The organism is Arthrobacter sp. TE26545 (assembly GCF_056279005.1).
In genome coordinates, this window is the sequence record NZ_JBWBQM010000001.1 from 3,472,517 (window position 1) to 3,496,668 (window position 24,152).

Below are 24,152 nucleotides of genomic sequence, written 5' to 3' on the forward strand. Positions count from 1 at the left end.
CCGCTCGCCGAGGCCAGGGTCAACGCGCATGCACCGGATTCCCGAGGCGCGCGACGACCTTGCCGCGTTTCAGCACGAGCCGCCGCGGCGGCCGGGAGGCGACCGCCTCGCCGATGCTCGCGGCGTCGATGAGGAAAAGATCCGCGGGTGCACCGGGTTCGATCCGGGCGGGTTCCCGCCCGAGGGCGATCGCCCCGCCACTGACGGCCACGTCGAAAGCCGCGGCGATCTGCTCGTCAGTCCTGAAGCCGTTGCGGTATGCGAGGTGGAAGGTGCGGTCGAGCATGTCGCCGTTTCCGTACGGGCCCCAGAGGTCCCGCACGCCGTCGTTGCCTGCGCCGATGTTGACCCCGCGCCCTCGCATCTCGGCGACCGGCAGCACAGGAGTGTTGTAGACCGTCGCCGTCAGCAGGGAGATCCGCGCCTCGGCGAAGCCCTGCAAGATCCGTTCGGACTGGGCGCCGTCGACCTCGACGATGGCCACGCCGTGCGAGATCGCCACCCGGCCCTCGAGCCCGTGCCGCAGCACCCGCTCGATGATGAGCTCCATCGTGTGCGCACCGAGGGTGCCGCGCTCGTGCAGGTGGATGTCGAGCTTGGCGCCGTAAGTCTCGGCGAGCCCGAAGATCAGATCGAGGTGTCGCACCGAGTCGCGCTCAAGCGCGGCGGGGTCGATGCCGCCGAGGCATCCGACCAGCCCCTGTTGAAGGGCCGACTCGAGCAGCTCGGCCGTGCCGGGGCGCGTCAGCAGCCCGCCTTGCGGGAAGGCGACCTGTTCGACGTCGATCATGTCTGCCAGCTCTTCGGCGACGCTCGCGACGAGCTCGAGACCGCGCAGCCCGATTTCGGGATCGACGTCGGTGTGCGTGCGGGCGAGGGTCGTCCCGGTGGCGGCCATCTGCCCAAGCAGCGCGTGCACGCCGTCGCGGCTCGGCAGGCCGAGCTCCGCGCGGCCCCGCTCGCCGTTCGCGATGCGGTCCTCGAGCACGGGCCCCGCGGAATGCGGTACCCAGCTGCGGTTCCAGAGCGTCTTGTCGACGTGGCAATGGGCGTCGACCATTCCCGGCAGCGCGAGCGCGCCAGCGCCGTCCTCGCGTACTGCCCCGCCGGCATCTATGACGCCGGCCGGCTGGATCTGCCCGATGCGGCCGTCCTGGATGAGCAGGTCGACAGGCGGCCCTTCATGTGCCAGCCGCACGCATTCAATGAGCGTGTCCCGCATCCCACCTCCCGTTCTTGTGACGATCGTCACCTTGTCTCGATACACACAGAGTAATTGACTTTGGTATTCCAAGGCAATACCCCCGTGGCCAAATGCCGATAATTTCCACAGACTAAGCGCGGGTTTACCGCCCGGGAGCTCAGGGGGCATGCCGATTGGCATACCAAAGATGGGTTTTGGATCGCGAGAGGATTCGTTTGCCTACGCGAAACTCAGGGCCGGGCCCCGGCTGTGGCGCACATCGGGCACACAAGGAGCCAGCCATTTCACAGCTGGAGGGAAGCTACCGGCCCGCCGGCTCACTCCGGACGCACGAAAGCTGACCCAGGCCCGCTACATCCGGGCAGCAGTCACCTGCGCAGGCTTTCAGAGGGCAGTTCGCCGAATGTTTCCAGGTACATGGCCGAGAAGCGTCCTTGGTGCGAGAAGCCGCAGCGCTCCGCGATCGAAACGATGCTCTCCTGGCCAGGCTCCGCTTCAAGAAGCATTGCACGGGCGCGATCCAGCCGGACCCGCCGAAGCAGTTCCGAAGGGGTTGCCCCGACTTCGGCGCGCAGTGCCATCTGGAGGGTACGGACGGAGACACCAAGGTTTTCCGCCATGTCCGGCACCGCGAGTTCCTCTGATGCGTGCCGATCCAGAAGCTCGCGGAACCGCCGGATCAATTTGCTTTCAGCATTCGGATTCCGGACTTCGCCTTCGGCAGGCTTGTTCTCCATGGCCATCAGCAGCCGCGACAGCATGGTGTCCACGAGAAGGTTTTGGACAAAGACGGGAGCCGCACCTGCCGGCTCGCTGATCATGTCGTCGTGGAGTTCGACGACGGACCTCATGAACGCGCGACCCAGGGGGCCATTAAGGTCCATCGCGTAGCCCAGGTTGACGCCATCCTTCGGGCTTTCCCCATAGAGCTGCCCTGCCACTGAGGCGAGTGCCAGGCGCCGCACATAAACAATCAAATGCGGTGTTCCGGCATCCCAAGTCATCGAGAACGGGCGGTCGAGCGGTGGAACCGTGGCAAGCTTTGGGCTCGATTCAACGACGTCTTTGCCCACTTGCATGAGGGCGTGGCCGGACAGCGGAATCTGGACCAGGTGGAAGTCCTCCAGACCCTCCGGATTGATGCGCACCTCGGCACCGTAGTCGAGGTACTCAATCCCGACGTCCCCACGATGAAGTGACCGCAGTTTCATGTCCACGGATGCGCCCCGCGCTTGCGGCACGAGGTCATGCCTGCAGAACAGCTCAGCAATCTTCTGATGTGCGTCGTCGACATCCGAGGTGGTCACCGTTGGGCGTCCCCTGAGGACGTCACGAGGAAGGATCCTCACCATCGCGCACCTGACTTCCAGGGGTTTCGCTTTTCGGATGAGCCCTGCGCCATGTGGATATACCGGCTTTCAGGGTGTGAATAGAGTCACTTTTAGAACAAGTATGACGCAGGTCATAGAAGTGCAACAACGAAGTCAGAGGGAGGTGGGCAGCGATGAAGAACATCAGGCTGGTACACGAGCGCCGGCTGGAATGGGAACGGACCCATCCGAAGCCCGCACCGAGGCCCGCGGACAAGTAGCACCTCCCGCACGACAGAAGTCATGCACAAACAAGCGTTGATCATTCACCACGAAAGGTTTGGCCATGTCAGCACTCTCAGGCAGGACAGCGATCGTCACAGGCGGAGTAACCAAGATCGGCCGGGGCGTTGTCACAGCGCTCAGGGAGGCAGGCGCCACGGTTGTTGTAGCGGATATTGATGCCAATGGAGGCGCACAAATCGACGCCCTGGGCAAGGGCATCAGCTTTTCGCACACTGACATCACAGACGACGCGGCAGTGTCCCGGCTGGTTGGCGACACCGCAGCGTTGCACGGCGGAATCGATATCGTCGTCAATCTTGCCTGCACCTACAAAGACGAAGGCGCAGGATCCAACCGTAGCGACTGGCTTGAAGCCTTGAACGTCAACCTGGTCAGCGCAGTCATGGTGAGCGCGGCCGCACGCCCCTATTTGAAGGCCTCCCGGCATGGCGCCATCATCAACTTCACCTCGATCTCCAGTTCTGTTGCCCAGACCGGACGCTGGCTGTACCCGGCCAGCAAGGCGGCGCTCGTGCAGCTGACCCGAAGCATGGCCGTGGACTTCGCCGAAGACGGCATTCGAGTCAACTCAGTAAGTCCGGGTTGGGTTTGGAGCAACATCATGGACTCCCTCACGAACGGAAACATCGAGAAAACGGATGCGGTGGCAGCCCCCTTCCACGTTCTGAAGAGGGTCGGCCGGCCCGAAGAGATCGGGGATGTCGTGGCATTCCTCGCCAGCGACCGGGCAAGCTTCGTTACAGGTGCCGATTGGGCCGTCGACGGAGGCTATTCCGCCTTGGGTCCCGAGCGCGCCGAAGAAACCATCCCATTGCTCGCTGCCGAACCGAGGTGAGGACAGGTGAACGACGTCAGGGTCGTACGCATGACCCTCGTACACATGGGCCTCCTTGGGTGCGAGCGAATCCACCCCAAACCAAACCCCAGGCCAAGCCAAATAAGCGCCGCCCAACCCGTCCACGGATGCCGGGACAGTAACAAGACAAGGACAACAACATGACACAGCGCCACATCACCATAGTCGGAGCCGGCCAGTCAGGTCTGCAGCTGGGAATCGGCCTGCTGGACGCGGGATACCACGTGACCACGGTCTCCAACCGCACCGGCGAGGAAATCTACGAAGGCAAAGTCTCGTCCAGCCAGTGCATCTTTCATGACGCATTGGAAAACGAAAGGGAACTCGGGCTCGATTTCTGGCCGGAAGCACCGACCGTCGACGGGATCTCTTTCACCATCCCGCATCCCGAAGTCCCCGGGCAGAAGGCCATCAACTGGGCATCCGGCCTGGAAAACCCGGCGAAGTCCATCGACCAGCGGGTTAAATTTCCCAGGTTCATGGAGGAGTTTGTGGCTCGTGGGGGCGAGCTCATTTTCGAAGACGCCGGCGTGGAGGACCTCGAAAGGTACACCCTGAACTCCGACCTGGTAATCGTAGCCGCGGGAAAGGGCGAAATTGCCCAGCTTTTCACCCGCGACGCGGCTCGCAGCTTCTACGATGCTCCGCAGCGCGCCCTGGCCCTGACCTACGTCAACGGGCTGGAACCCAGGCCCGAGTTCTCAGCCGTCTCCTTCAACCTCATCCCGGGGGTCGGCGAGTACTTCGCTTTCCCCGCGCTGACCAAGACGGGTCCCTGCGAAATCATGGTTTTTGAAGGGATCCCCGGGGGGCCCATGGACTGCTGGAAGGGCCTGTCCGCCGAGGAACACCTGGAGACATCCAAGGACATCCTCAAGACATTCCTGCCTTGGGAAGCTGCGCGTGCCGTGGACGTTGAATTGACCGACCCCAATGGTTTCCTGCAGGGCCGGTTCGCTCCCACGGTCCGCCACCCCATTGCGACGCTGCCCAGCGGCAGGCAGGTTCTTGGCCTGGCAGACGTCGTCGTCCTGAACGATCCCATCACGGGGCAGGGTTCCAACAACGCCAGCAAGTGTGCAGCCTCGTACCTGCAGAGCATCAAGGAGCACGAGGAAGGAGACTTTGACGCGGAATTCATGCAGGCAACCTTTGAAAAGTACTGGAACTACGCCCAGCATGTTGCGCAGTGGACGAACGCCCTCCTTGCTCCCCCGCCGCCGCATGTTCTCCAGCTCCTTGGTGCTGCCGGGCAGTCCCCCGAAATCGCCAGCCGCTTCGCCAACGGCTTCAACAACCCGCCGGACTTCCAGGAATGGTTCATGTACCCGGACAAGGCTGCGGCGTACCTGGAAAGCGTGAACTCCGTCGCGACGCGCTGACGCCCCATCCCCATCGTTCCCATCCCGCCACAAAGGAATCCCAAGATGCGAAAGATCGCAATAATCGGAGCCGGTGAATCCGGTGCACAGCTGGCCTTGGGCCTGCAGCGTGAGGGCTACGCGATCACCCTGCTCTCCGACCGCTCGGCAGCCCAAATCCGCACGGGCAAGGTCATGTCCAGCCAATGTATGTTTTCGACCGCCCTCGCTGCGGAAGCGCAGCTGAGCCCGGCGCTGACGGGCCTTTACGAGGATGGGACCGTCCCCGGGATCAATGCATTGACGTTGCATGTTGCCGGGGGTCCAAGCGACGATCCGATCGAATGGGAAGCTCCCCTTCAGGGTACGGCCCGCTCAATCGACCAGCGGATCAAGAGTGCTGCCTGGATCGAGGCTTTCGTGGCCGCCGGCGGTGACTTCCGGATAGAGAAGGTCACCCCGCGGATGCTCGAGGAGCTCACACGCGACTATGAGCTCGTTATCGTCAGCACCGGCAAGGGGGAAATCGGCCAGATTTTCCCCAAGGACAAGTCGAAGTCTCCCTTCGACCGGCCACAAAGGGTCCTCGCGCTCAACTACGTCACGATCGGTTCGGCCACTGCCGGGCAGCCCGAGCAGCGCGGTGACAGTATCCGCATGTCGGTGGTGCCCGGCGTCGGCGAGTTCTTTACCTTTCCTGGGCTGTCGGTGTCCGGACCGTGCCAGATGATGGTCTTCGAAGGTGTTGTTGGCGGCCCGATGGACCGGTGGGCAGACGTGGGCACGCCCGAGGAACAGCTAAGGCGCTCACTGGAGATCCTGGACGAGTTCTTCCCCCACGAGTCGAAAAACTTTTCAGAAGCACGGCTCACGGATGACGGCGCAACCCTCCTGGGCCGGATCACTCCAACGGTTCGCTCCGCGGTTGGCGAACTCGGGAACGGAAAGCCGGTGTTCGGGCTGGGAGACGCCGTCCTCCTCAACGACCCACTCACCGGCCAGGGATCAAACAATGCCACCCTGGCTGCCCGGTATTACCTCGACTCCATCGTTCGCAGGGGCCAGCAGCCGTTTGACAGGGACTGGATGGAACGGACCTTCGACGAGTTCTGGCGCGGGTGGGGGCAGTGGGCCGTGGCCTGGACCAACGACATGCTCAAGCAGCGGAGGGACCACCAGCGACTGGTGCTGGCCGAGGCTGCGGCCCATCCCGCACTCGCCTGCAGCATCGCCGAGGGCTTCGATGATCCCCGTACCTTCTACCCCTGGTGGTTCGATTCCGCCGCAGCTGCCGAGTTTGTACAGGCCCAGAAGGAAGAGGATTCGGCGGTCTTCGACCTGAGGGACTTCAGGAGTGCACTGGGACAATTCGCCACCGGCGTTACCGTGGTTACCACCCTCGGCGCTGACGGCCGGAAGGTCGGCATGACGGCCAACTCCTTCACCTCCGTTTCGATGGAACCTCCCCTGGTCCTCTGGTGCCCCAGCAAGAAGACGCCCAGCCTTGTGGACTTCGAGGAATCCACCCATTTCGCCATCAACATCCTCGCCAGCGACCAACACGTGTTGTCACGGCAATTCGCCACACCATCAATCGACAAGTTCGCCGGAGCGGAAACTTCGGAGGGCATTGCCGGAATTCCGCTGCTGGAGGGTGCGGTGGCCACGTTCCAGTGCAGGACCGTGTCCCGCCATGACGCCGGCGACCACGTCATTTACGTCGGCGAGGTGGAGAAGTACGACAACCCTGGGGGCGCGCCCCTGGTGTTCCACAGTGGCAAGTACCACGCCACCGCCAGCCACCCGGACTTCTGACGGAGAGGAGCACCCCGATGGACGCTTCCACTGAGATTGCGATTATTGGTTCAGGGATCAACTCCTTGGTGGCTGCCGCGGAGTTGGCGCTCGCAGGAAAGAGCGTCTGCCTCATCGAACACAAGGACAGGCTCGGCGGCTTCATCGACTCTGCGGAACGGACCCTCCCCGGGTTTGTCCACGACACCTTTTCCTCGTGGCACCCCCTGTTCGTTTCGGGAGGGGCCTACGAAGTATTGGGGCGGGAACTTCATGACCGTGGCCTGGAGTACTGCAATACCGAGGGTGCCGTGACAGCCAGCGTGGCTGCCGACCCACTGACCGGAACGCCGCGGGTCGCCATTGCCCATCGCGATCCCGCGCTCACGGCCTCCGCCCTGCAGACCCCGGGCGATGAGGCCGCGTATCTGGCAATGCTGGACGATCTCGGCACGAACGCCGGCACTATCTTCGGAGCCTTCGGGGCCGAGCTGCGGTCCTTGAAGGAGGTCCTGCGCATCGCCTTCGGCGCCATCAGGCGCGGAACATTCAAGGGCCTCGAAGCCTTCGCGCGTGACGCCGTCATGAGCGGCCGCAACTACCTCCGGAGCCGCTTCGACGGCTGGGAGACCGATCAACTCTGGTCGCCGTGGCTGCTTCATGCAGGTCTTGGCCCCGACCAGTCAACGGGAGGTGTCATGCTGCCGGTCATGGCCTTGAGCATGCATACTCACGGGCTTCCTGTGGTGAAGGGCGGCGCGTCCAACTTCGTACGGGCATTTGAATCCCTTTTGCGGGACAAAGGTGTTCGGATTCTGTTGGACACCGAGGCCCAGGAGATACTCGTGGACGCCAAGGGGGTGTCGGGCGTGCAGACTTCCCGCGGCGTTGTGCGGGCACGGACTGTTCTGGCCAATGTATCTCCACAGGCCCTCTATTCGAGGTTGCTGCGAGAGCCGCCGGCCGGATCGGCCGAAGCAGCGGCGCGCTACCAGAATGGTCGGGGTGCGATGCAGATCCACCTTGCGCTGGACAAGCCCGTTGCATGGCTGGATCCGCGCTTGGATGCGGTTCCCCTGGTGCACCTGAGCAACGGCTCGAACAGTACCGGCATCGCGTGCGCCCAGGCCGAGGCCGGGCTGCTGCCCGCGGAGCCCACCGTCGTCGTCGGTCAGCAGTGCGTCCTCGATCCCTCACGGGCGCCTGCCGGGCAGGCGACCCTCTGGCTGCAGTTGCAGGAAGTACCCTTTGATCCGCTGGGGGATGCCGCCGGCCAGTTCTATGTTGACGGCGGCTGGACCCAGGAGCTCAAGGAACAGTTCATGGAACGTGTACTGGCCCGGATTGACCAGTTCGCCCCCGGCATGCGGGGCTCGGTTCTGGCCTGGGACATCCTCGCACCGACCGACCTCGCGGCCGAGAACCCTAATGCCGTCAGGGGCGATCCCTACGGCGGGTCCGCGGAACTCTTCCAGAACCTCCTTTGGCGCCCGTTCCCCGAGGCCGCCAACCACAGAACCCCGGTCAAGGGGCTGTGGCACATTGGGGCGTCAACCCACCCCGGACCCGGCCTGTCCGGCGGATCTGGCCATCTGGTGGCCCAAAAGCTGAACTGAACCCACATCAAACCCGACAGGAGAACTATGTCTGTTCTACAAGGGCTGGTTGCAGCCCTATCAGATGGCTCCGTGCAGGTCATCGACCTCACCACGCCCCTCAGCGGTGATACGCCGATCCTGAACCTGCCCCAACCCCTCGCCAACACCGTTGGCCTCTCACTGACACCAGTGAGCAATTTCGACGACGCCGGACCTGCCTGGGCCTGGAACGACGTCACCGTGGGTGAACACGCCGGCACGCATCTTGATGCTCCCGTTCATTGGATTACAGGGCGGGACGGAAAGTCCGTGGACGAGATCGAGCCCTGGCGCCTGGTTGGCCCGATTGTCGTCCTCGACAAGAGTGCCGAGGCCGCCCAGGACCCCGACTTCCTGCTGGAGCCTGAACACTTCGAAGAGTGGCAAAGGGATCACGGGCAACTGCCCGAGAACTGCTGGGTGATCTTCAGAACCGGATGGTCCGCCCGGGGCGGCAACGCTTCCGAATTCGTCAATGCTGACGAGAACGGACCGCACACCCCTGGGGTCTCGGTTGCTGGCGCGAAGTGGATTGCTGACAACGACAGGATCAGCGGGTTCGGGGTCGAAACCGTAGGAATCGACGCCGGTCAGGCCGCCACCATGGACCCGATGTTTCCGGTGCACTCGTTTCTTCTCGGTGCGGACAAGTACGGGCTCACCTCGCTCCGCAACATTGAGCGGCTTCCCGCCACGGGAGCGACAATCCTGGTCGCGCCCTTGCCGATTGTTGGTGGCACCGGTAGCCCCGCCCGCGTCTTCGCCTTTGTGGAGGGGGCATGAGCAAGGAAGTACAAGTAGCTGGCATCGTCGGCAGGACGCTGGCCAGGCTTGGAGTCGGCCACGTCTTCGGAGTTGTTGGCAGTGGAAACTTCGACGTCACCAACGCCCTCATCAAGGAAGGCATTCCCTACACCGCCGCCCGGCACGAAGGCGGCGCGGCGACCATGGCGGATGCCTATTCAAGGATGTCGGGCAGGGTTGGTGTGGCGACTACGCATCAGGGCTGCGGACTGAGCAATGCCATCACAGGAATCGGCGAAGCGGCCAAGAGCCGTACCCCGCTCATCGTCCTGACCGCCGACACGCAGGGCGCAGCCGTCCGCTCCAACTTCAAAATCGACCAGGATGCCCTCGTCCGAAGCGTTGGAGCGGTTCCCGAACGGATCCACTCAGCGGAAACTGCGATCGCCGATACCGTCAGGGCATTCCGTACTGCGGTCAACGAGCGCCGGACCGTGGTCCTCAGCCTGCCCTTGGACGTGCAGGGCGCAACAGCTCCGGACCTGGTCCACACTGTCGAGGTGCAGGAACCTGCTCGGATCCGCCCTGATTCAGTATCCGTGGAGAAGCTTGCTGCCCTAATTTCCAAGGCCCAGCGCCCGGTGTTCGTCGCAGGACGAGGAGGAAGGGGCGCCCGCGAAAGCATCCTGGCCCTGGCCCGGCATGCCGGAGCGCTCGTTGCAACCTCGGCGGTGGCCAACGGACTGTTTAACGGCGACTCGCACAATCTCGGAATATCGGGAGGGTTTTCCTCGCCGCTGACCGCGGAACTCATCACGGATGCCGATCTCATTGTCGGCTGGGGATGCACGCTGAACATGTGGACCATGCGCCACGGCAGGCTGATTTCTCCCGGCACAACCGTGGTCCAGGTCGACGTCGAGGTCGCCTCGTTGGGTGCCAACAGGCCAATCTCCCTCGGCGTGCTGGGCGACTCCGCCCTCACCGCTGACGATGCCTTGGAGGCCTTGCGCACAGTCCAGCCGGCCCCGGCGGCAAAGTACCGCACGGAGCAGATCGCCCTCGACATCAAGCAGGGCGCACGGTGGCGGGACGTGGAAACGCCGGACCTGTCCACTGCGACATCGATCGACCCGCGCGTGCTCAGCCGGGAACTCGATTCAATCCTCCCCGCCAACAGAATCGTCGCTGTCGATTCCGGAAACTTCATGGGCTACCCCAGCCAATACCTGGCGGTCCCGGATGAGTTCGGATTCTGTTTCACGCAGGCTTTCCAGGCCATTGGCCTGGGACTGTACACCGCAATCGGCGCAGCCATTGCGCAGCCTGGCAGGCTGCCGGTCCTCGGCGCCGGCGACGGCGGGTTCCTCATGGGCATCAGCGAACTGGAGACCGCCGTCCGGCTCAAACTGCCGCTCGTCTGCATCGTTTACAACGACGCCGCATATGGCGCGGAAGTCCACCATTTCGCCGAAAACCACGGCCCGGAGGACCTGGCAAGCGTGTCATTCCCCGAGACTGACTTCGCGGCGATTGCCCGCGGGTACGGTGCTGAGGGGGTTACTGTCCGGACGCTTGAGGACCTGCGGCCGGTAAGGGAATGGGTTTCGGTCCTGCGTGACGGATCCCAAGAGCGGCCCCTGGTAATCGATGCAAAGATCGCTTCCGACGGCGGCGCGTGGTGGCTGGCAGAGGCCTTCCAAGGTCACTGACACGGCCGATTGGGGATACGGAAGGGTCCGGGACCCGCGCAAGCGAGCCCCGGACCCTTCTGCTTCAAGCTTTAGTTTGACCCCACGACGGACATTGCGTAGCGCCGCGCCTTGGGGCCAAGGAGCGCATGCATCCTTGCGAAGAGTTCTTGCGCGGCCAGGCCATGCCAGTTTGCGGGGAGGTATTCCTCGGGAAGGCCGGGATCCATGTAGGGGAGCCTCCGCCATTGGGTAACCATTGGAACGTAGTCCGCGAAGGCCTGCCTCAGGAGGTCAGTGGATTCCGGAGCGTCGGCTTCGAGCTGTTCCCATCGCTGCAAGACGGGTTGGTGCCGTTCCACGAAGTCCCGGTACAACGCCTCCAGCGAAGGCAGATCCCACCATTGGCCGACCTTTTCACGGATGTGGCTTTCAGTGAGGTGGGTTGCCTTGAACAGGTCCACGTAGTCCATGAGTCCGGCGCGTTCAAACTGCTGTTCCACCTCGCGTGCCAGGTTTCCGGGAGCGATCCATAGCCCGGGTGAGACCTGGCCGCAGCCGGCGCGGGTCAGAATCGTGCGCAGTTTGTGCCTGAGGTGCCGTTGGGACTCGGGTACCGAGAAGGACGCCAGGAGCCAGGCATCACCCTTCTTGGCCCGGCGCGGAGCGAAGATCCGTTCGTCACCGGCCGTGAAGATATCCTCGAGGTCCGGCGAGAGCTTATAGGCAGCCAAACCATCGCGTTTCAAACTGACCAGAACGCCACGTTTTTTCAGCCGCGACACCGAGGAACGCACGCCTGCGGATTCAACTCCCAAGTCGCCGAGCAGCTGTATTAGGTCCGAGACGGCAAAGGTGCCGTCCTGGTTGCGGGCGTACAGGCCATAGACAGTGACAATCAGGTGTTGATGGCGGGGCATCGGGGCAACGTCGGGGACGACATCGGCTGTGGCCATTCAGCGCTACCTCAGACTGTGGTTTTTCGGGATTCCATGACAGTCCTAGGCTACATCGCGGACCGCTTGCGGCATCCGCGGCATTGTCCGGGCGGAGCGATCCTCAGACGTAGATCAGGCCTGCCCACGGTACGGCGACAGGTTTGGTACCACCGAACACTGACTTGAATTCTTCCTCGAGCAAGGCGCGCATCGACAGCTCCTGTGTGTCTTCCTTGCTTTCATCCGAGTATGAAGCGGACATCTTTGTCTCCTCGTATCGAGCCCATGGATCGGGTCACGGGATGTGTCCGACATACATGTGGCAGGACTCCAGTATATTGCGCTCTTGTGACGCTCGTAAATAGTACGCAAGAAGGTTTATGATCTTCTTGCCATGAGCGTCACAGGCCCGCCATACCCTGCAGTTCCATCCCAAGACCTGTAGTTCCATCCCAAGAGAGGAGGCCTGCTGTGGTCCGTCTAACTGGAACGCATCCCCAGGCCAGCATCGAGCGCACTGTGGAATGGGTGGACACGGACGCGTCCGGCCACCAGCACAATTCAGCGATAATGCGTTGGGTTGAGGCCGCCGAGGCCGAACTGTTCCTGCGCAGCCTCGGCCTCCACAACTACTTCCCCGTCGTGCCGCGCATCCACCAGGAGATTCATTTCAAGGCCAAGCTCTGGTTTGGGCAGCGGATCACCGCCACCGTTGGCGTTTCCAAGCTGGGCAGGACCTCGATGACATATGCCTTTGAAGTCCAGGGGCATGCCCACGACGGGCAGCCCGGCGGCCTTGCCGCTTACGGGACCGTAACGGTGGTCCATGTGCCGCTGGGGTCAGCAAAAGCCCAGCCTTGGCCTCCCGTGGTCCTGGACGCGGTGAGGCCTTTGCCAGCCACAAAGACCCCGACCCCCTCCGGAAACGGCAATCCGTCCAGCACAAGCGAATCCTGAGCCCTTAGCGCCCCTGCCCACCGTTCAAGGCGTACAGCTCCCGGGGCGTGCTTCCGGCGTGCAGCGCAGGCGACGTGCAGCGCAGGCGACGTGCAGCGCAGGCGACGGGAGACCCCTGCTCCTCGTGACGCTCAGCGCTCTTGAATAACAGCGATGCCCTGGATCTCGATCATGGCTTCCTTCTGCCACAAGCGGCTGATTCCGATTCCAGCCATTGCGGGATACTCCGAGCCGGCCATTTCACGCCAGATCCGCCCGATCTCCTTGCCGTTCGCCATGTAGTCATCTACGTCCGTCAGGTAGATGGTGACGCTCACCAGGTCTTCCGGCCGGCCTCCTGCTTCCGCCAGGGTGACCAGGACGTTCGAAAAGGCCTGTCGGAATTGATTCACAATGCCACCCGGCACGATCTGCATGTCCGCGTCGAGCGCGGTCTGGCCGCCCAGGTACACCACATTCCCGGCAAGGATGCCGTGTGCGTAACCAGACGGTTTGGGCAGCGAAGAGGGGTTGACGGTCTTCTTGGTCATGATGGTCCTCCTTGAAAGCGGTATCCGATCGCCGTGGAAAAGACTCTTGTTGGGCCGTTTCCACCGTGCTACCTTGAGGATATGTGACGACCGTAAAAAAGTCGACATATCCAAAGTTTGGGAAGGGAATCCCGGCTCGGTTCCTTCGAGCCGGTTCCTGCAAGCCGGACGCAGCAGACGATCCGCGCAATCCCGTCGCTCCGCAACCATCAAGGAGTAATGACCATGACCGACTTGACCGCACCCACCACGTACCGCACGAATGGGGACAACTCGATCTATGCCGGCGCAGACGGCAAGGTCGTCCCTGTTGTTACCCGGGCCGGGCAGGAAGATGCCAACACAGCCCAGTCAGGCGACTGCATCCGAGTGTCCGGCGTGTCCATCCAGCACACTCCCGCCACGAAGATCTGGTTCGGCCAGGTTTCAAATGTTCCCGGCTATCGCTCACTGCCGCACCACCACGGGGAAGCCGAGACCGGCGGCTACGTCCTTCGTGGCCGTGGTCGCATCTACTACGGCGAAAACTACTCCGAGTACAAGGACATGGAAGCCGGAGACTGGGTCTTCGTGCCGCCATTCATGCCCCACGTCGAGGCAAACATGTCCGTCACCGAAGAACTCGTCTGGTTGACCGCCCGCACACCGGAGAACATCGTCGTCAACCTCACTGACGTTCCAGACGGAACCCTCGCAGGCTACCGGCGGGCATAGCTCATGGACGCCCCAACCCTGGCCAGCATGCAATCAGCTGCGGCGATGACTTCACAAGCAAGAACCAAAGAAGGAGGTGCCATGAGCACATCGGCCCATGTAGACACGTTTACGCGGGACCACCTGCCACCGGCCGCGAGCTGGCCGGCCCTCGAGTTCGCCCTCCCCGAACTCCAATATCCCGAACAACTGAACGCAGCTTGCGTGCTGATCGACGACGCGGTGGCCGCCCACGGTGCCGAGCGGCCGGCCCTGCGCACCCCCGACGGCGAGGTCTGGACTTACGGTGAACTGCAACTCCGGTCCAACCAGGCAGCCCAGGTGCTCACCGAGGATTTCGCTGTGGTTCCGGGCAACCGGGTCCTGCTGCGGGGGCCGAACAATCCCTGGCTCGTCGCGGCCTGGCTGGGCGTGCTCAAGGCCGGGGCCGTCGTCGTGACAACCATGCCGATGCTGCGGGCCGGGGAAATCGCCACCCTGATCGGGCTGACGAAACCCGTCCTCGCGGTCTCCGACCACCGCTTCCTCGGTGAGCTGGCCACTGCGGCGGGTGACGACGTCATTGTCCTCAGTTACGGTTCGGACGACGCCGGCGACCTGGCCGCCCGCTGCGCCGCCAAGAGCGGTGAGTTCACCGCGGTGGAAACCGCGGCCGACGACGTCGCGCTGCTCGGTCCGACGTCGGGCACCACCGGGGTGCCCAAGGTGACCATGCACTTCCACCGGGACATCCTCGCTATCGCTGACACCTTTGCCCGCCACATCCTGCAGCCCACGGAGGATGACGTCTTCGCCGGCTCCCCGCCTATCGCCTTTACTTTCGGGTTGGGCGGGCTGGTCATCTTCCCGCTGCGGTTCGGCGCCTCAGCGCTGCTGACTGAGCGCGCGACGCCGGTGGAGCTGGCCGAGCACGCGGCGGCATCCGGAGCGTCAATCCTCTTCACGGCTCCCACGGCCTACCGCGCCATCCTCAAGGCGGAGCGCGGCGATCTTCTCAGCCGTTTGAGAATCGCCGTCTCGGCCGGAGAGCACCTGCCGAAGGAAACTTGGCAAGCGGTCTATGACGCGACCGGCGTACGGCTCGTGAACGGAATCGGAGCAACCGAAATGCTCCACGTCTTCATCTCCGCCGTCAGCGAAGACAGCCGGCCGGGCGCAACCGGGAAAGTCGTCCCGGGGTTCCGCGCCACTATTTTGGACGACGCCGGCTCCGAACTGGGTGCCAACCAAGCCGGACGGCTCGCCGTCGTCGGCCCCACCGGCTGCCGTTACATGGATGACGACCGCCAAAGCAAGTACGTCTCCCAAGGGTGGAACATCACCGGCGATACGTTCGTCCGGGACGAGGACGGCTACTTCACCTACCAGTCGCGCTCCGACGACATGATCGTCTCTTCCGGTTACAACATCGGCGCCCCTGAAGTGGAGTCCGCGATCAACCAGCACCCCGACGTCATCGAGAACGCGGTCGTGGGCAGGCCCGATCCCGAGCGTGGCAGCGTGGTCTGCGCTTTCATCGTCCTGCGGGAAGGCGTCGAGGGCGGTGCGGCGAAGCGGAAGGAAATCCAGGACTTCGTCAAACAGACCATTGCCCCGTACAAGTACCCGCGCGAGATCCGCTTCGTCGATGAACTCCCCCGCAACCCCAGCGGCAAGCTGCAGCACTACAAACTGCGGCAAAGCCTCGAAAACACCAACGACCAGCTGGCCCACGCGGCAGCGCCCCAAGCCTAGAAGGGATCCTTACATGAAGATCGCAATTGTCGGAGGCGGCCCGGGCGGCCTGTACTTCGCGGCACTGATGAAGCAGCTCGACCCGTCCCACGAGATCACCCTGTGGGAGCGCAACGCCGCCACCGACACCTTCGGCTTCGGCGTCGTGTTCTCGGATGAAACCCTGGGCGGCATCGGCAACGCCGATCCCGTCGTCGCGGAGTACATGAGCCGCCGCTTCGCGCGCTGGTCCGACATCGACATCCACTTCCGCGGCGAAATGATCACCGTCGGCGGCCAGGGCTTCGCCGCGATGAGCCGCAAGGAACTGCTGGAACTGCTCCAGCGCCGCTGCCTCGAACTGAATGTCGACGTGCGGTTCAGCACCATGGCACCGCCCATCGAGGAACTCGAAGCGGGCTACGACCTCGTCCTCGCCGCGGACGGCGTGAATTCGCAGATCCGCGCCAAGTACGCCGACTCCTTCGGACCGGACCTGGACCCGCGCACCAACAAGTACATGTGGCTGGGCACCGACCAGGTGTTCGAAGCCTTCAAGTTCTTCGTCAAGGAAACCGAATGGGGCGTGATGCAGATCCACGGCTACCCCTACTCGGACGAAGGCTCCACCTTCATCGTGGAGATGCATGAGGACGTCTGGCACGCCGCGGGCTTCGACGAAACCGTCAACGATGTTTTCCCTCCCGGCGTTTCCGACGAGAAGGCGATTGCCAAGGTCCGCTCCATCTTCGCGGAGGAACTGGACGGCTACGAGGTCCTGTCCAACAACTCCAAGTGGCTGAACTTCAACACCGTTCGCAACCAGAGCTGGCGCCACGGCAACGTCGTCCTGCTCGGCGACGCCGCCCACACAGCCCACTTCTCCATCGGCTCGGGCACCAAGCTCGCCATGGAGGACTCCCTGGCCCTGGCCGCTTGCCTGCACGAGCATGCGGACGTTGAAGCCGCGCTGGCTGCCTACGAGGCCGAGCGCCGGCCCGTGGTCGCCTCCACGCAGCGCGCCGCCCAGGCGTCCCTGGAATGGTTCGAACGCATCGGCCACTACAAGGACCAGGACCCCACCCAGTTCGCGTTCAACCTGCTCACCCGTAGCCGCCGGATCACCCAGGAAAACCTGCGCCTCCGCGACCCCGAATTCGCCGACGCCGTGGACCGCGCCTTCGCCGAGTCCCAGGGCCTCGCTGAGGTAGCTCCGGCTATGTTCCAGCCCTACAACATCGGCGGCTTGGAGCTGAAGAACCGCATCATCGTCTCGCCCATGGACATGTACTCCGCCGTTGACGGCATCCCTGGCGACTTCCACAAAGTCCACCTCGGCTCCAAGGCCCTCGGCGGCGCCGGCCTGGTCATGACCGAAATGGTGTGCGTCTCCGAAAGCGGCCGCATCACCCCCGGCTGCACCGGCCTCTACACCGACGGCCAGCGTGACAGCTGGAAGGAAATCGTGGACTTCATCCACGGCAACTCCACCGCCAAGATCGGCGCCCAGCTGGGCCACTCCGGCCGCAAGGGTTCCACCAAGCTCATGTGGGAAGGCATCGACGAGCCCCTCGAGTCCGGCAACTGGGCCACCGTTGGTCCGTCCGCACTCCCCTATGGCCCGGACAACCAGACCCCTGCCGAACTGGACCGCGCCGGCATGGACGCCATCAAGGACGAGTTCGTCGCCGCCGCCCGCCGCGCCGAGCAGGCAGGCTTCGACCTGCTCGAAATCCACGCCGCCCACGGCTACCTGCTCTCCTCCTTCCTCTCGCCCGTTTCCAACCGCCGGAGCGACGAATACGGCGGCAGCTTGGAAAACCGGCTGCGGTTCCCGCTGGAAGTGTTCGACGCCGTTCGGGCGGTTTGGCCTGCCAGCAAGCCGGTGACGGTACGCATCTCCGCGACCGACTGGATCGAGGGCGGCAACACTTCCGACGATTCGGTCGAGATTGCCCGGGCCTTCGTTGCCCACGGTGCAGCCGGCCTGGACGTTTCCACCGGCCAGGTAGCCAAGGAGGAGAAGCCCGCCTTCGGCCGCAGCTACCAGACGCCGTTCGCAGACCGCATCCGCCAGGAAGTTGCCGCTCCCGCAGGCGTGGCCGTGATCGCTGTCGGCGCCATCTCCAGCTACGACGACGTCAACTCCATCCTGCTCGCCGGGCGCGCCGATCTGATCGCCCTGGGCCGCACGCACCTCTACGACCCCCAGTGGACCCTGCACGCCGCAGCCGAGCAGGAATACCAGGGCCCCGGCGCACAGTGGATTCCGCAGTTCCGTGCCGGTCGCCGCAAGCCACCGAGCTCCCGCACCGATGCTGTCCGCCCGCGCCTGTCCCTGCTGAGGGAAGCGGAGTCCGACACCACCACCCATCTGCGCTGGACACCGGTCACCGAGGCCAGGGAACCCATCCCGGCTTCCAGCTGGTAGCAGGCCTGTGCAGACCATTCCCATCGTGCTATCTTACGATTGTGTGACGATCGTAAAATATTCGACATATCAAAATCCGCGGAAGACCGCGGGGAAGCAAAGGACAGACGGATGAGACTTGCCACCTTGCGCACGGACAGTCCGCGCACGGGCGGCCACCGCACGACGGCGGCACTCGCTTTGGGCGGCGACCGCTACCTGCCGCTGCCGGCCGCCGACGTCGGAGCCCTTCTTGCCGCCGACGGCTGGCGGGCGCTGGTACAGGACGCCATGGCGGCCGACGCCGCGGCACCGGAGTCCGCCGTCGTCACGGTGCCCGCGAGCGGGCTGGCGGCACTGCTGCCCGGAGCAGGAAAGGTGGTCTGCTGCGGCCTGAACTACGGCGACCACATCCAGGAGATGGGCCGTGAGCTGCCCGCCTACCCCACCCTGTTCGCTAAGTACGCGGACACCCTTACCGGACCGGCGGACACCATCCAGGTCCACGGCAGCGAGCGGGTCGACTGGGAAGCCGAGCTCGCTGTCGTGGTGGGCGCGGAACTGTTCCGCGCGGACGAAGACGAGGCGCGGCGGGGCATTGCCGGTTTCACGGTTGCCAACGATGTCTCCATGCGGGACTGGCAGAACCGGACGTTGCAGTGGTTCCAGGGCAAGGCCTTCGACGCGACCACCCCCGTTGGGCCGGTGATGCTCACAACGGATGAAGCCGAGGGCGACTTCGAGGTCCGCGGCTACGTCAACGGAGAACTCGTGCAGCGCGGCAATACCTCCACCCTGGTGTTCGGCCCGGCCCGGCTGCTCTCCTACATCTCGCAGTTCACCGTGCTGCGTCCGGGCGACCTTGTGCTCACCGGCACGCCCGGCGGAGTCGGCATGGGCATGGTCCCGCCGCGCTTCCTGCAGGACGGCGACGTGATCACCACCGAAATCGACGGCATCGGGCGGCTGGAGAACACCGTCCGCATCCATCCCGCCGCGGCCACCGCCGCAGCTCCACAGGCCAGCGCCTACGCAAGCACCAAGGAATAGAACCATGAGCGAAACCATCACCGATTACCGCCTTGAAGGCGACAACTCCATCTACGCCCAGCCCGACGGCAAGGTCATCCCCGTCGTCACCCGCGCCGGCGAAGAGGACACCAACACCGCCCAGTCCGGCGACTGCGTGCGGGTTTCCGGGGTCAGCATCCAGCACACCCCGGCCACGAAGATCTGGTTCGGCCAGGTCTCCAACGTCCCGGGCTACCGGTCCCTGCCGCACCACCACGGCGAAGCGGAAACCGGCGGCTACGTCCTGCGCGGGCATGGCCGCATCTACTTCGGCGAAAACTACTCCGAGTTCCTGGACATGAAGGCCGGGGACTGGGTCTTCGTCCCGCCGTTCATGCCCCATGTGGAGGCGAATATGTCCGTGACCGAAGAGCTTGTCTGGCTGACCGCGCGCACGCCGGAAAACCTCGTGGTCAACCTCCCCGACGTTGCCGACGACACCCTCGCCGGCTTCCGCAGGGCCTGAGCACATGGCCACCGGAACCCTGACCTCCCAGACCTTCCTCAACGCGATCGCCCTGACGGCGGTCCCGGCCCTCGTCCACGACGAAGCCTACGAAGCCACCACCCAATACGTCCCCTGGCCCAAGGCCTACGGCGGCGACATGGTGGCCCAGGCCGCCGCGGCCATGATGCATTCAGTGGATACCGACCGCTCCCTGCACTCCATGCACAGCTACTTCATGCGCCCGGTCGACATCGGATCGACCGTGCGCTACGAAGTGGAGCGGCTGCGCGACGGACGCGGCTACTCCACCCGCAGCGTCCGCGGCTACCAGAACGGCAAGGCCGTCTACACCGCGATGGGTTCCTTCCAGGTTCCCGAGGACGGCCCGGACTTCCAGCCGGAGGCGCCGGCCGCCGTCGAGCCCGAATCGCTCAGGAGCGCCGCGGACGTGCTGCAGGGAATCGAAGGCCCCGCCGCCGGGTACTGGTCTTCGGGCCGGAGCTTCGACATGCGCCACATCCCCGGCCCGGTGTACGTGGAGCTGGAGGGCGGAGCCGTTCCGCAGCAGGCCATCTGGGTGAAGGCCTTCGACCGGCTGCCCGAGCTGGCCGATGACCACGCCACGGCCGATCTGCACCGTGCGGCGCTGGCGTACGTCTGCGACTACACCATCCTGGAGCCCCTGCTCCGGGTCAACGGTCTGCACTGGTCCAGCCCGGGCCTCACCACCGCGAGCCTGGACCATTCCATGTGGTTCCACCGGGCCGGCCGCGCCGACGACTGGGTGCTGTACGCCCAGGAGGCCGTTTCCGGGCAGAGCAACCGGGGCCTGGCCATGGGCCGCTTCTTCGACAGGCAAGGACGCCTGCTGGCAACGGTTGCCCAGGAGGGAATGATCCGCGCCTGATCCGCGACGATACTTGGATTATTGAAAGGAACGGCCATGGCAATGACGACGTCGGCCCACGAGGACAGCTTCACCCGTGACCACCTGCCGCCCGCCGGCACGTGGCCCACCCTCGAGTTCACCCTGCCGGAGCTCCAGTTCCCGGCGAAACTGAACGCCGCTTGCGTGCTGATCGACGACGCGGTGGCCGCCCACGGTGCCGGGCGGCCGGCCCTGCGCACCCCCGACGGCGAGGTCTGGACCTACGGTGAACTGCAACTCCGGTCCAACCAGGCAGCCCAGGTGCTCACCGAGGATTTCGCTGTGGTTCCGGGCAACCGGGTCCTGCTGCGGGGGCCGAACAATCCCTGGCTCGTCGCGGCCTGGCTGGGCGTGCTCAAGGCCGGGGCCGTCGTCGTGACAACCATGCCGATGCTGCGGGCCGGGGAAATCGCCACCCTGATCGGGCTGACGAAACCCGTCCTCGCGGTCTCCGACCACCGCTTCCTCGGTGAGCTGGCCACTGCGGCGGGTGACGACGTCATTGTCCTCAGTTACGGTTCGGACGACGCCGGCGACCTGGCCGCCCGCTGCGCCGCCAAGAGCGGTGAGTTCACCGCGGTGGAAACCGCGGCCGACGACGTCGCGCTGCTCGGTCCGACGTCGGGCACCACCGGGGTGCCCAAGGTGACCATGCACTTCCACCGGGACATCCTCGCTATCGCTGACACCTTTGCCCGCCACATCCTGCAGCCCACGGAGGATGACGTCTTCGCCGGCTCCCCGCCTATCGCCTTTACTTTCGGGCTGGGCGGGCTGGTCATCTTCCCGCTGCGGTTCGGCGCCTCAGCGCTGCTGACTGAGCGCGCGACGCCGGTGGAGCTGGCCGAGCACGCGGCGGCATCCGGAGCGTCAATCCTGTTCACCGCCCCCACCGCATACCGGGCCATCCTCAAGGAAGGCAAGGGCGCCCTCCTCGGGGGACTGCGCCTGGCGGTTTCTGCCGGCGAACACCTGTCCAGGGAGACCTGGGAAGCGGTCCGGGAAGCCACCGGCCTGCGCCTGGTCAACGGCATCGGCGCCACGGAAATGCTGCACGTCTTCATCTCGGCCGCCGGCGACGACATCCGGCCGGGCACCACAGGCAAGGCCGTGCCCGGCTACCGGGCGACGATCCTCGACGACGAAGGCAAGGAACTGGGCCCGAACGAGCCCGGCAGGCTGGCCGTGGCCGGCCCCACCGGCTGCCGCTACCTCGACGACCCGCGCCAGGCGAACTACGTGGTCAACGGCTGGAACGTCACGGGCGACATCTTCACCAGGGACGAGGACGGCTACTTCAGCTACCAGGCCCGCTCGGACAGCATGATCGTCTCCTCGGGTTACAACATCGGCGCCCCCGAGGTGGAAGCCGTGATCGACCAGCACCCTGACGTCATCGAAAACGCCGTCATCGGCATCCCCGACGAGACCCGCGGCGCGGTGGTCTGCGCCTTCATCGTCCTGCGCCCCGGCGTTCCCGCCGACGCGGCGAAGCTCAGGGAGATCCAGGACTTCGTCAAGCAAACGATCGCCCCGTACAAATACCCGCGCGAGATCCGCTTCGTCGATGAACTCCCCCGCAACCCCAGCGGCAAGCTACAGCACTACAAACTGCGCGACCGCCTTAACCGCGACCGCCTTAACAACGACCCCAACGAAGCAGCACTCGCCACCTAAGCCGCGCCGCTTCCGCCACCCAATTCTTCTTTAACCCCTCACTTGACGGCGCCCACACATCTTCCAATATCCTATAGGAAACATGTTCGTGGCACTCGACGATGAGGAAACCTGATGACCCGGCTTTGGAACGACCCCGCTTCATTCGCTGACGACGTGGTGGACGGTTTCGTCCGGGCCAACGGACGCTGGGTCCGCCGCGTACCGGGCGGAGTCTCCCGCTCCACGCGTTCCGTGGATCCGGAGGTGGCGGTCGTCATCGGCGGCGGCTCGGGCCATTACCCCGCATTCGGCGGCCTCGTCGGCCCCGGCCTTGCCCACGGCGCGGCGATGGGCCAGCTCTTCGCCTCGCCCTCCGCGCAGCAGGTCGAATCGGTGGTCCGCGCCAGTGAGCAGGGCCGCGGCACCCTCCTCACCTTCGGCAATTACGCCGGCGACGTGCTGCACTTCGGCGCCGCGCAGGAGGCCGTGCGCAAGGACGGCATCGACTGCCGTACCGTCGTCGTCACCGACGACATCTTCAGCGCCCCGCCCGGCGAACAGCACAAGCGCCGCGGCATCGCCGGCGACCTCACCGTCTTCAAGGCCGCCGGTGCCGCTGCCGCGGCAGGGTACGGGATCGACGACGTCGAACGGGTCGCCCGGGCCGCAAACGCCCGCACCCGCACTATGGGCGTTGCGTTCTCCGGCTGCACACTGCCCGGCGCCGGTTCCCCGCTGTTCACCGTGCCCGAAGGCCGGATGGCCATCGGCCTCGGCATCCACGGGGAACCGGGAATCGAACTGACGGACATTCCCAGCGCGGCGGGCCTGGCCGAACTGTTCATCCGGCACCTCCTTGGCGGCCCGGAGCTCCCCGAGGGGGTCCAGGCCCGCGGCGCCCGCGTGGTTCCGGTGCTCAACGGGCTCGGCTCGGTCAAGAGCGAGGAACTCTTCGTGGTCTTCTCCCGCGTGGCCGAACTCCTGGAGGAAGCAGGCGTGGAGATCGTGGACCCGCAGGTGGGCGAATTCTGCACGAGCTTCGACATGGCAGGGGTTTCGCTCACCCTCTTCTGGCTCGATGAGGAACTGGAGCGCCTCTGGCTCGCTCCCGCGGACACACCCGCCTTCCGGACCGGCGCCGTTGACGCCGGTTCCCTCCAGACCGTGGCCGACGATGACGGCGCGTGGCCGGCTGAGGAGGACACCCTTCCGGAATCGAGCGAGGACTCCCGGCGTGCGGCCGCCCGGATCGCGGCGGCCCTTGGGGAGATGCGCACGGCAATCGACGAAGCAGCCGAAGAGCTCGGCCGGATCGACGCGATCGCCGGCGACGGCGATCACGGGATCGGCATGCAGCGCGGCACCGCCGCGGCCTCCGCCGCCGCGTCCGGCCTGGCCGCCCGCGGCGCCGGGGCCCAAACCGTGCTGGCCCTGTCCGGCGATGCCTGGTCCAACCGGGCCGGAGGAACGTCGGGGGCAATCTGGGGGTTGATCCTGCGCACCGTCGCCGGGCACCTGGGCAACACGGAGCCTGCCACCGCGGCCCGCGTTGCGGCAGGCATCACCGCCGCAAAGGAGGCCGTGATGGCCTACGGGAAGGCCTCCGTGGGAGACAAGACCCTCGTGGATTCGCTCGTGCCGTTCGCTGACACCCTCGCCGCCCGCGCCGCCGCCGGGAACAACCTTGCCGACGCCTGGCTGGCCGCCGCCGAAGCCGCGACAGTGGCCGCCGAGACGACCGCAAATCTCCTTCCCGGGATGGGCCGGGCCCGCACCCACGGCGAAAAGTCGCTCGGCGTCCCGGACCCTGGCGCCGTCTCCCTCGCGCTCATCGCCCGGCGCGTCCACGCGGTGCTCGAAACCGCAGCCGTCACGGCCTGA

The 24,152-nt window shown here is 65.0% G+C and carries 20 protein-coding genes; 15 read left to right on the plus strand and 5 right to left on the minus strand.

What is annotated here, in order from left to right:
• Positions 1 to 19 precede the first annotated feature (19 nt).
• Positions 20 to 1,252: an amidohydrolase gene (locus tag ACZ9CK_RS15775; RefSeq protein ID WP_476050423.1), complete on the minus strand. Its 1,233-nt coding sequence runs from the start codon at positions 1,250 to 1,252 to the stop codon at positions 20 to 22.
• 320 nt (positions 1,253 to 1,572) lie between these two features.
• Complete coding sequence (locus ACZ9CK_RS15780) at positions 1,573 to 2,511, minus strand: AraC family transcriptional regulator (protein WP_426300072.1); 939 nt, start codon at positions 2,509 to 2,511, stop codon at positions 1,573 to 1,575.
• A gap of 349 nt (positions 2,512 to 2,860) precedes the next feature.
• Between ACZ9CK_RS15780 and ACZ9CK_RS15785 the strand changes: the two genes are divergently transcribed.
• From ACZ9CK_RS15785 to ACZ9CK_RS15810, 6 genes are all read left to right on the plus strand, one after another.
• Complete coding sequence (locus ACZ9CK_RS15785) at positions 2,861 to 3,655, plus strand: SDR family oxidoreductase (protein ID WP_476050424.1); 795 nt, start codon at positions 2,861 to 2,863, stop codon at positions 3,653 to 3,655.
• A 161-nt stretch (positions 3,656 to 3,816) separates the two neighbouring features.
• Positions 3,817 to 5,058 (plus strand): styrene monooxygenase/indole monooxygenase family protein, encoded by a 1,242-nt coding sequence (locus tag ACZ9CK_RS15790; protein ID WP_476050425.1) that lies wholly within the window; start codon positions 3,817 to 3,819, stop codon positions 5,056 to 5,058.
• A gap of 45 nt (positions 5,059 to 5,103) precedes the next feature.
• Positions 5,104 to 6,852, plus strand: a complete 1,749-nt coding sequence (locus tag ACZ9CK_RS15795) for a flavin reductase (RefSeq protein WP_426300078.1) — start codon at positions 5,104 to 5,106, stop codon at positions 6,850 to 6,852.
• A 17-nt stretch (positions 6,853 to 6,869) separates the two neighbouring features.
• The gene (locus ACZ9CK_RS15800; RefSeq protein WP_476050426.1) at positions 6,870 to 8,447 is read left to right on the plus strand and encodes a phytoene desaturase family protein; all 1,578 of its coding nucleotides are present in this window, start codon (positions 6,870 to 6,872) and stop codon (positions 8,445 to 8,447) included.
• Positions 8,448 to 8,474: 27 nt separating this feature from the next.
• Positions 8,475 to 9,251: a cyclase family protein gene (locus ACZ9CK_RS15805; protein WP_426300082.1), complete on the plus strand. Its 777-nt coding sequence runs from the start codon at positions 8,475 to 8,477 to the stop codon at positions 9,249 to 9,251.
• A complete protein-coding gene (locus ACZ9CK_RS15810; protein WP_476050427.1) occupies positions 9,248 to 10,924 on the plus strand; it encodes a thiamine pyrophosphate-binding protein in 1,677 nt (558 codons plus the stop codon). Before ACZ9CK_RS15805 ends, ACZ9CK_RS15810 begins: the two co-directional genes overlap by 4 nt.
• A 71-nt stretch (positions 10,925 to 10,995) precedes the next feature.
• On the opposite strand, the gene ACZ9CK_RS15815 is transcribed toward ACZ9CK_RS15810, so the two are convergent.
• Positions 10,996 to 11,859 carry a PaaX family transcriptional regulator gene (locus ACZ9CK_RS15815; protein WP_426300086.1) on the minus strand — a complete coding sequence of 288 codons (864 nt, stop codon included), beginning with the start codon at positions 11,857 to 11,859 and terminating at the stop codon, positions 10,996 to 10,998.
• Positions 11,860 to 11,962: 103 nt separating this feature from the next.
• Complete coding sequence (locus ACZ9CK_RS15820; RefSeq protein ID WP_426300088.1) at positions 11,963 to 12,103, minus strand: hypothetical protein; 141 nt, start codon at positions 12,101 to 12,103, stop codon at positions 11,963 to 11,965.
• A gap of 266 nt (positions 12,104 to 12,369) precedes the next feature.
• Here ACZ9CK_RS15820 and ACZ9CK_RS15825 point away from each other — a divergent pair, with 266 nt between their 5' ends.
• Positions 12,370 to 12,798, plus strand: a complete 429-nt coding sequence (locus tag ACZ9CK_RS15825) for an acyl-CoA thioesterase (protein ID WP_476050917.1) — start codon at positions 12,370 to 12,372, stop codon at positions 12,796 to 12,798.
• A gap of 131 nt (positions 12,799 to 12,929) precedes the next feature.
• Here ACZ9CK_RS15825 and ACZ9CK_RS15830 read toward each other — a convergent pair whose 3' ends face one another.
• Positions 12,930 to 13,328 (minus strand): RidA family protein, encoded by a 399-nt coding sequence (locus ACZ9CK_RS15830; RefSeq protein WP_426300092.1) that lies wholly within the window; start codon positions 13,326 to 13,328, stop codon positions 12,930 to 12,932.
• A 225-nt stretch (positions 13,329 to 13,553) separates the two neighbouring features.
• Here ACZ9CK_RS15830 and ACZ9CK_RS15835 point away from each other — a divergent pair, with 225 nt between their 5' ends.
• From ACZ9CK_RS15835 to ACZ9CK_RS15870, 8 genes are all read left to right on the plus strand, one after another.
• Positions 13,554 to 14,042: a cupin domain-containing protein gene (locus ACZ9CK_RS15835; RefSeq protein ID WP_426300094.1), complete on the plus strand. Its 489-nt coding sequence runs from the start codon at positions 13,554 to 13,556 to the stop codon at positions 14,040 to 14,042.
• A gap of 81 nt (positions 14,043 to 14,123) precedes the next feature.
• Positions 14,124 to 15,776 carry an AMP-binding protein gene (locus ACZ9CK_RS15840; protein WP_476050428.1) on the plus strand — a complete coding sequence of 551 codons (1,653 nt, stop codon included), beginning with the start codon at positions 14,124 to 14,126 and terminating at the stop codon, positions 15,774 to 15,776.
• Between the two features lie 13 nt (positions 15,777 to 15,789).
• Positions 15,790 to 18,186 (plus strand): bifunctional salicylyl-CoA 5-hydroxylase/oxidoreductase, encoded by a 2,397-nt coding sequence (locus tag ACZ9CK_RS15845; RefSeq protein ID WP_426300098.1) that lies wholly within the window; start codon positions 15,790 to 15,792, stop codon positions 18,184 to 18,186.
• 111 nt (positions 18,187 to 18,297) lie between these two features.
• Positions 18,298 to 19,215: a fumarylacetoacetate hydrolase family protein gene (locus ACZ9CK_RS15850; RefSeq protein ID WP_476050429.1), complete on the plus strand. Its 918-nt coding sequence runs from the start codon at positions 18,298 to 18,300 to the stop codon at positions 19,213 to 19,215.
• Positions 19,216 to 19,219: 4 nt separating this feature from the next.
• Complete coding sequence (locus ACZ9CK_RS15855) at positions 19,220 to 19,702, plus strand: cupin domain-containing protein (RefSeq protein WP_426300102.1); 483 nt, start codon at positions 19,220 to 19,222, stop codon at positions 19,700 to 19,702.
• A gap of 4 nt (positions 19,703 to 19,706) precedes the next feature.
• Entirely contained in the window at positions 19,707 to 20,591 is an 885-nt protein-coding gene (locus tag ACZ9CK_RS15860) for an acyl-CoA thioesterase (RefSeq protein ID WP_476050430.1), read from the plus strand.
• Between the two features lie 36 nt (positions 20,592 to 20,627).
• Positions 20,628 to 22,289 carry an AMP-binding protein gene (locus ACZ9CK_RS15865; protein WP_476050431.1) on the plus strand — a complete coding sequence of 554 codons (1,662 nt, stop codon included), beginning with the start codon at positions 20,628 to 20,630 and terminating at the stop codon, positions 22,287 to 22,289.
• 114 nt (positions 22,290 to 22,403) lie between these two features.
• Positions 22,404 to 24,152, plus strand: coding sequence for a dihydroxyacetone kinase family protein (locus tag ACZ9CK_RS15870; protein ID WP_476050432.1), 1,749 nt, complete (start codon positions 22,404 to 22,406; stop codon positions 24,150 to 24,152).

What these genes read in the sequence shown, in the direction of transcription:
- ACZ9CK_RS15785 (WP_476050424.1), top strand. Translation starts at nt 2,861, where the DNA reads ATGTCAGCACTCTCAGGCAGGACAGCGATCGTCACAGGCGGAGTAACC.
- ACZ9CK_RS15790 (WP_476050425.1), top strand. Translation starts at nt 3,817, where the DNA reads ATGACACAGCGCCACATCACCATAGTCGGAGCCGGCCAGTCAGGTCTG.
- ACZ9CK_RS15795 (WP_426300078.1), top strand. Translation starts at nt 5,104, where the DNA reads ATGCGAAAGATCGCAATAATCGGAGCCGGTGAATCCGGTGCACAGCTG.
- ACZ9CK_RS15800 (WP_476050426.1), top strand. Translation starts at nt 6,870, where the DNA reads ATGGACGCTTCCACTGAGATTGCGATTATTGGTTCAGGGATCAACTCC.
- ACZ9CK_RS15805 (WP_426300082.1), top strand. Translation starts at nt 8,475, where the DNA reads ATGTCTGTTCTACAAGGGCTGGTTGCAGCCCTATCAGATGGCTCCGTG.
- ACZ9CK_RS15810 (WP_476050427.1), top strand. Translation starts at nt 9,248, where the DNA reads ATGAGCAAGGAAGTACAAGTAGCTGGCATCGTCGGCAGGACGCTGGCC.
- ACZ9CK_RS15815 (WP_426300086.1), bottom strand. Translation starts at nt 11,859, where the DNA reads ATGGCCACAGCCGATGTCGTCCCCGACGTTGCCCCGATGCCCCGCCAT.
- ACZ9CK_RS15820 (WP_426300088.1), bottom strand. Translation starts at nt 12,103, where the DNA reads ATGTCCGCTTCATACTCGGATGAAAGCAAGGAAGACACACAGGAGCTG.
- ACZ9CK_RS15830 (WP_426300092.1), bottom strand. Translation starts at nt 13,328, where the DNA reads ATGACCAAGAAGACCGTCAACCCCTCTTCGCTGCCCAAACCGTCTGGT.
- ACZ9CK_RS15835 (WP_426300094.1), top strand. Translation starts at nt 13,554, where the DNA reads ATGACCGACTTGACCGCACCCACCACGTACCGCACGAATGGGGACAAC.
- ACZ9CK_RS15840 (WP_476050428.1), top strand. Translation starts at nt 14,124, where the DNA reads ATGAGCACATCGGCCCATGTAGACACGTTTACGCGGGACCACCTGCCA.
- ACZ9CK_RS15845 (WP_426300098.1), top strand. Translation starts at nt 15,790, where the DNA reads ATGAAGATCGCAATTGTCGGAGGCGGCCCGGGCGGCCTGTACTTCGCG.
- ACZ9CK_RS15850 (WP_476050429.1), top strand. Translation starts at nt 18,298, where the DNA reads ATGAGACTTGCCACCTTGCGCACGGACAGTCCGCGCACGGGCGGCCAC.
- ACZ9CK_RS15855 (WP_426300102.1), top strand. Translation starts at nt 19,220, where the DNA reads ATGAGCGAAACCATCACCGATTACCGCCTTGAAGGCGACAACTCCATC.
- ACZ9CK_RS15860 (WP_476050430.1), top strand. Translation starts at nt 19,707, where the DNA reads ATGGCCACCGGAACCCTGACCTCCCAGACCTTCCTCAACGCGATCGCC.
- ACZ9CK_RS15865 (WP_476050431.1), top strand. Translation starts at nt 20,628, where the DNA reads ATGGCAATGACGACGTCGGCCCACGAGGACAGCTTCACCCGTGACCAC.
- ACZ9CK_RS15870 (WP_476050432.1), top strand. Translation starts at nt 22,404, where the DNA reads ATGACCCGGCTTTGGAACGACCCCGCTTCATTCGCTGACGACGTGGTG.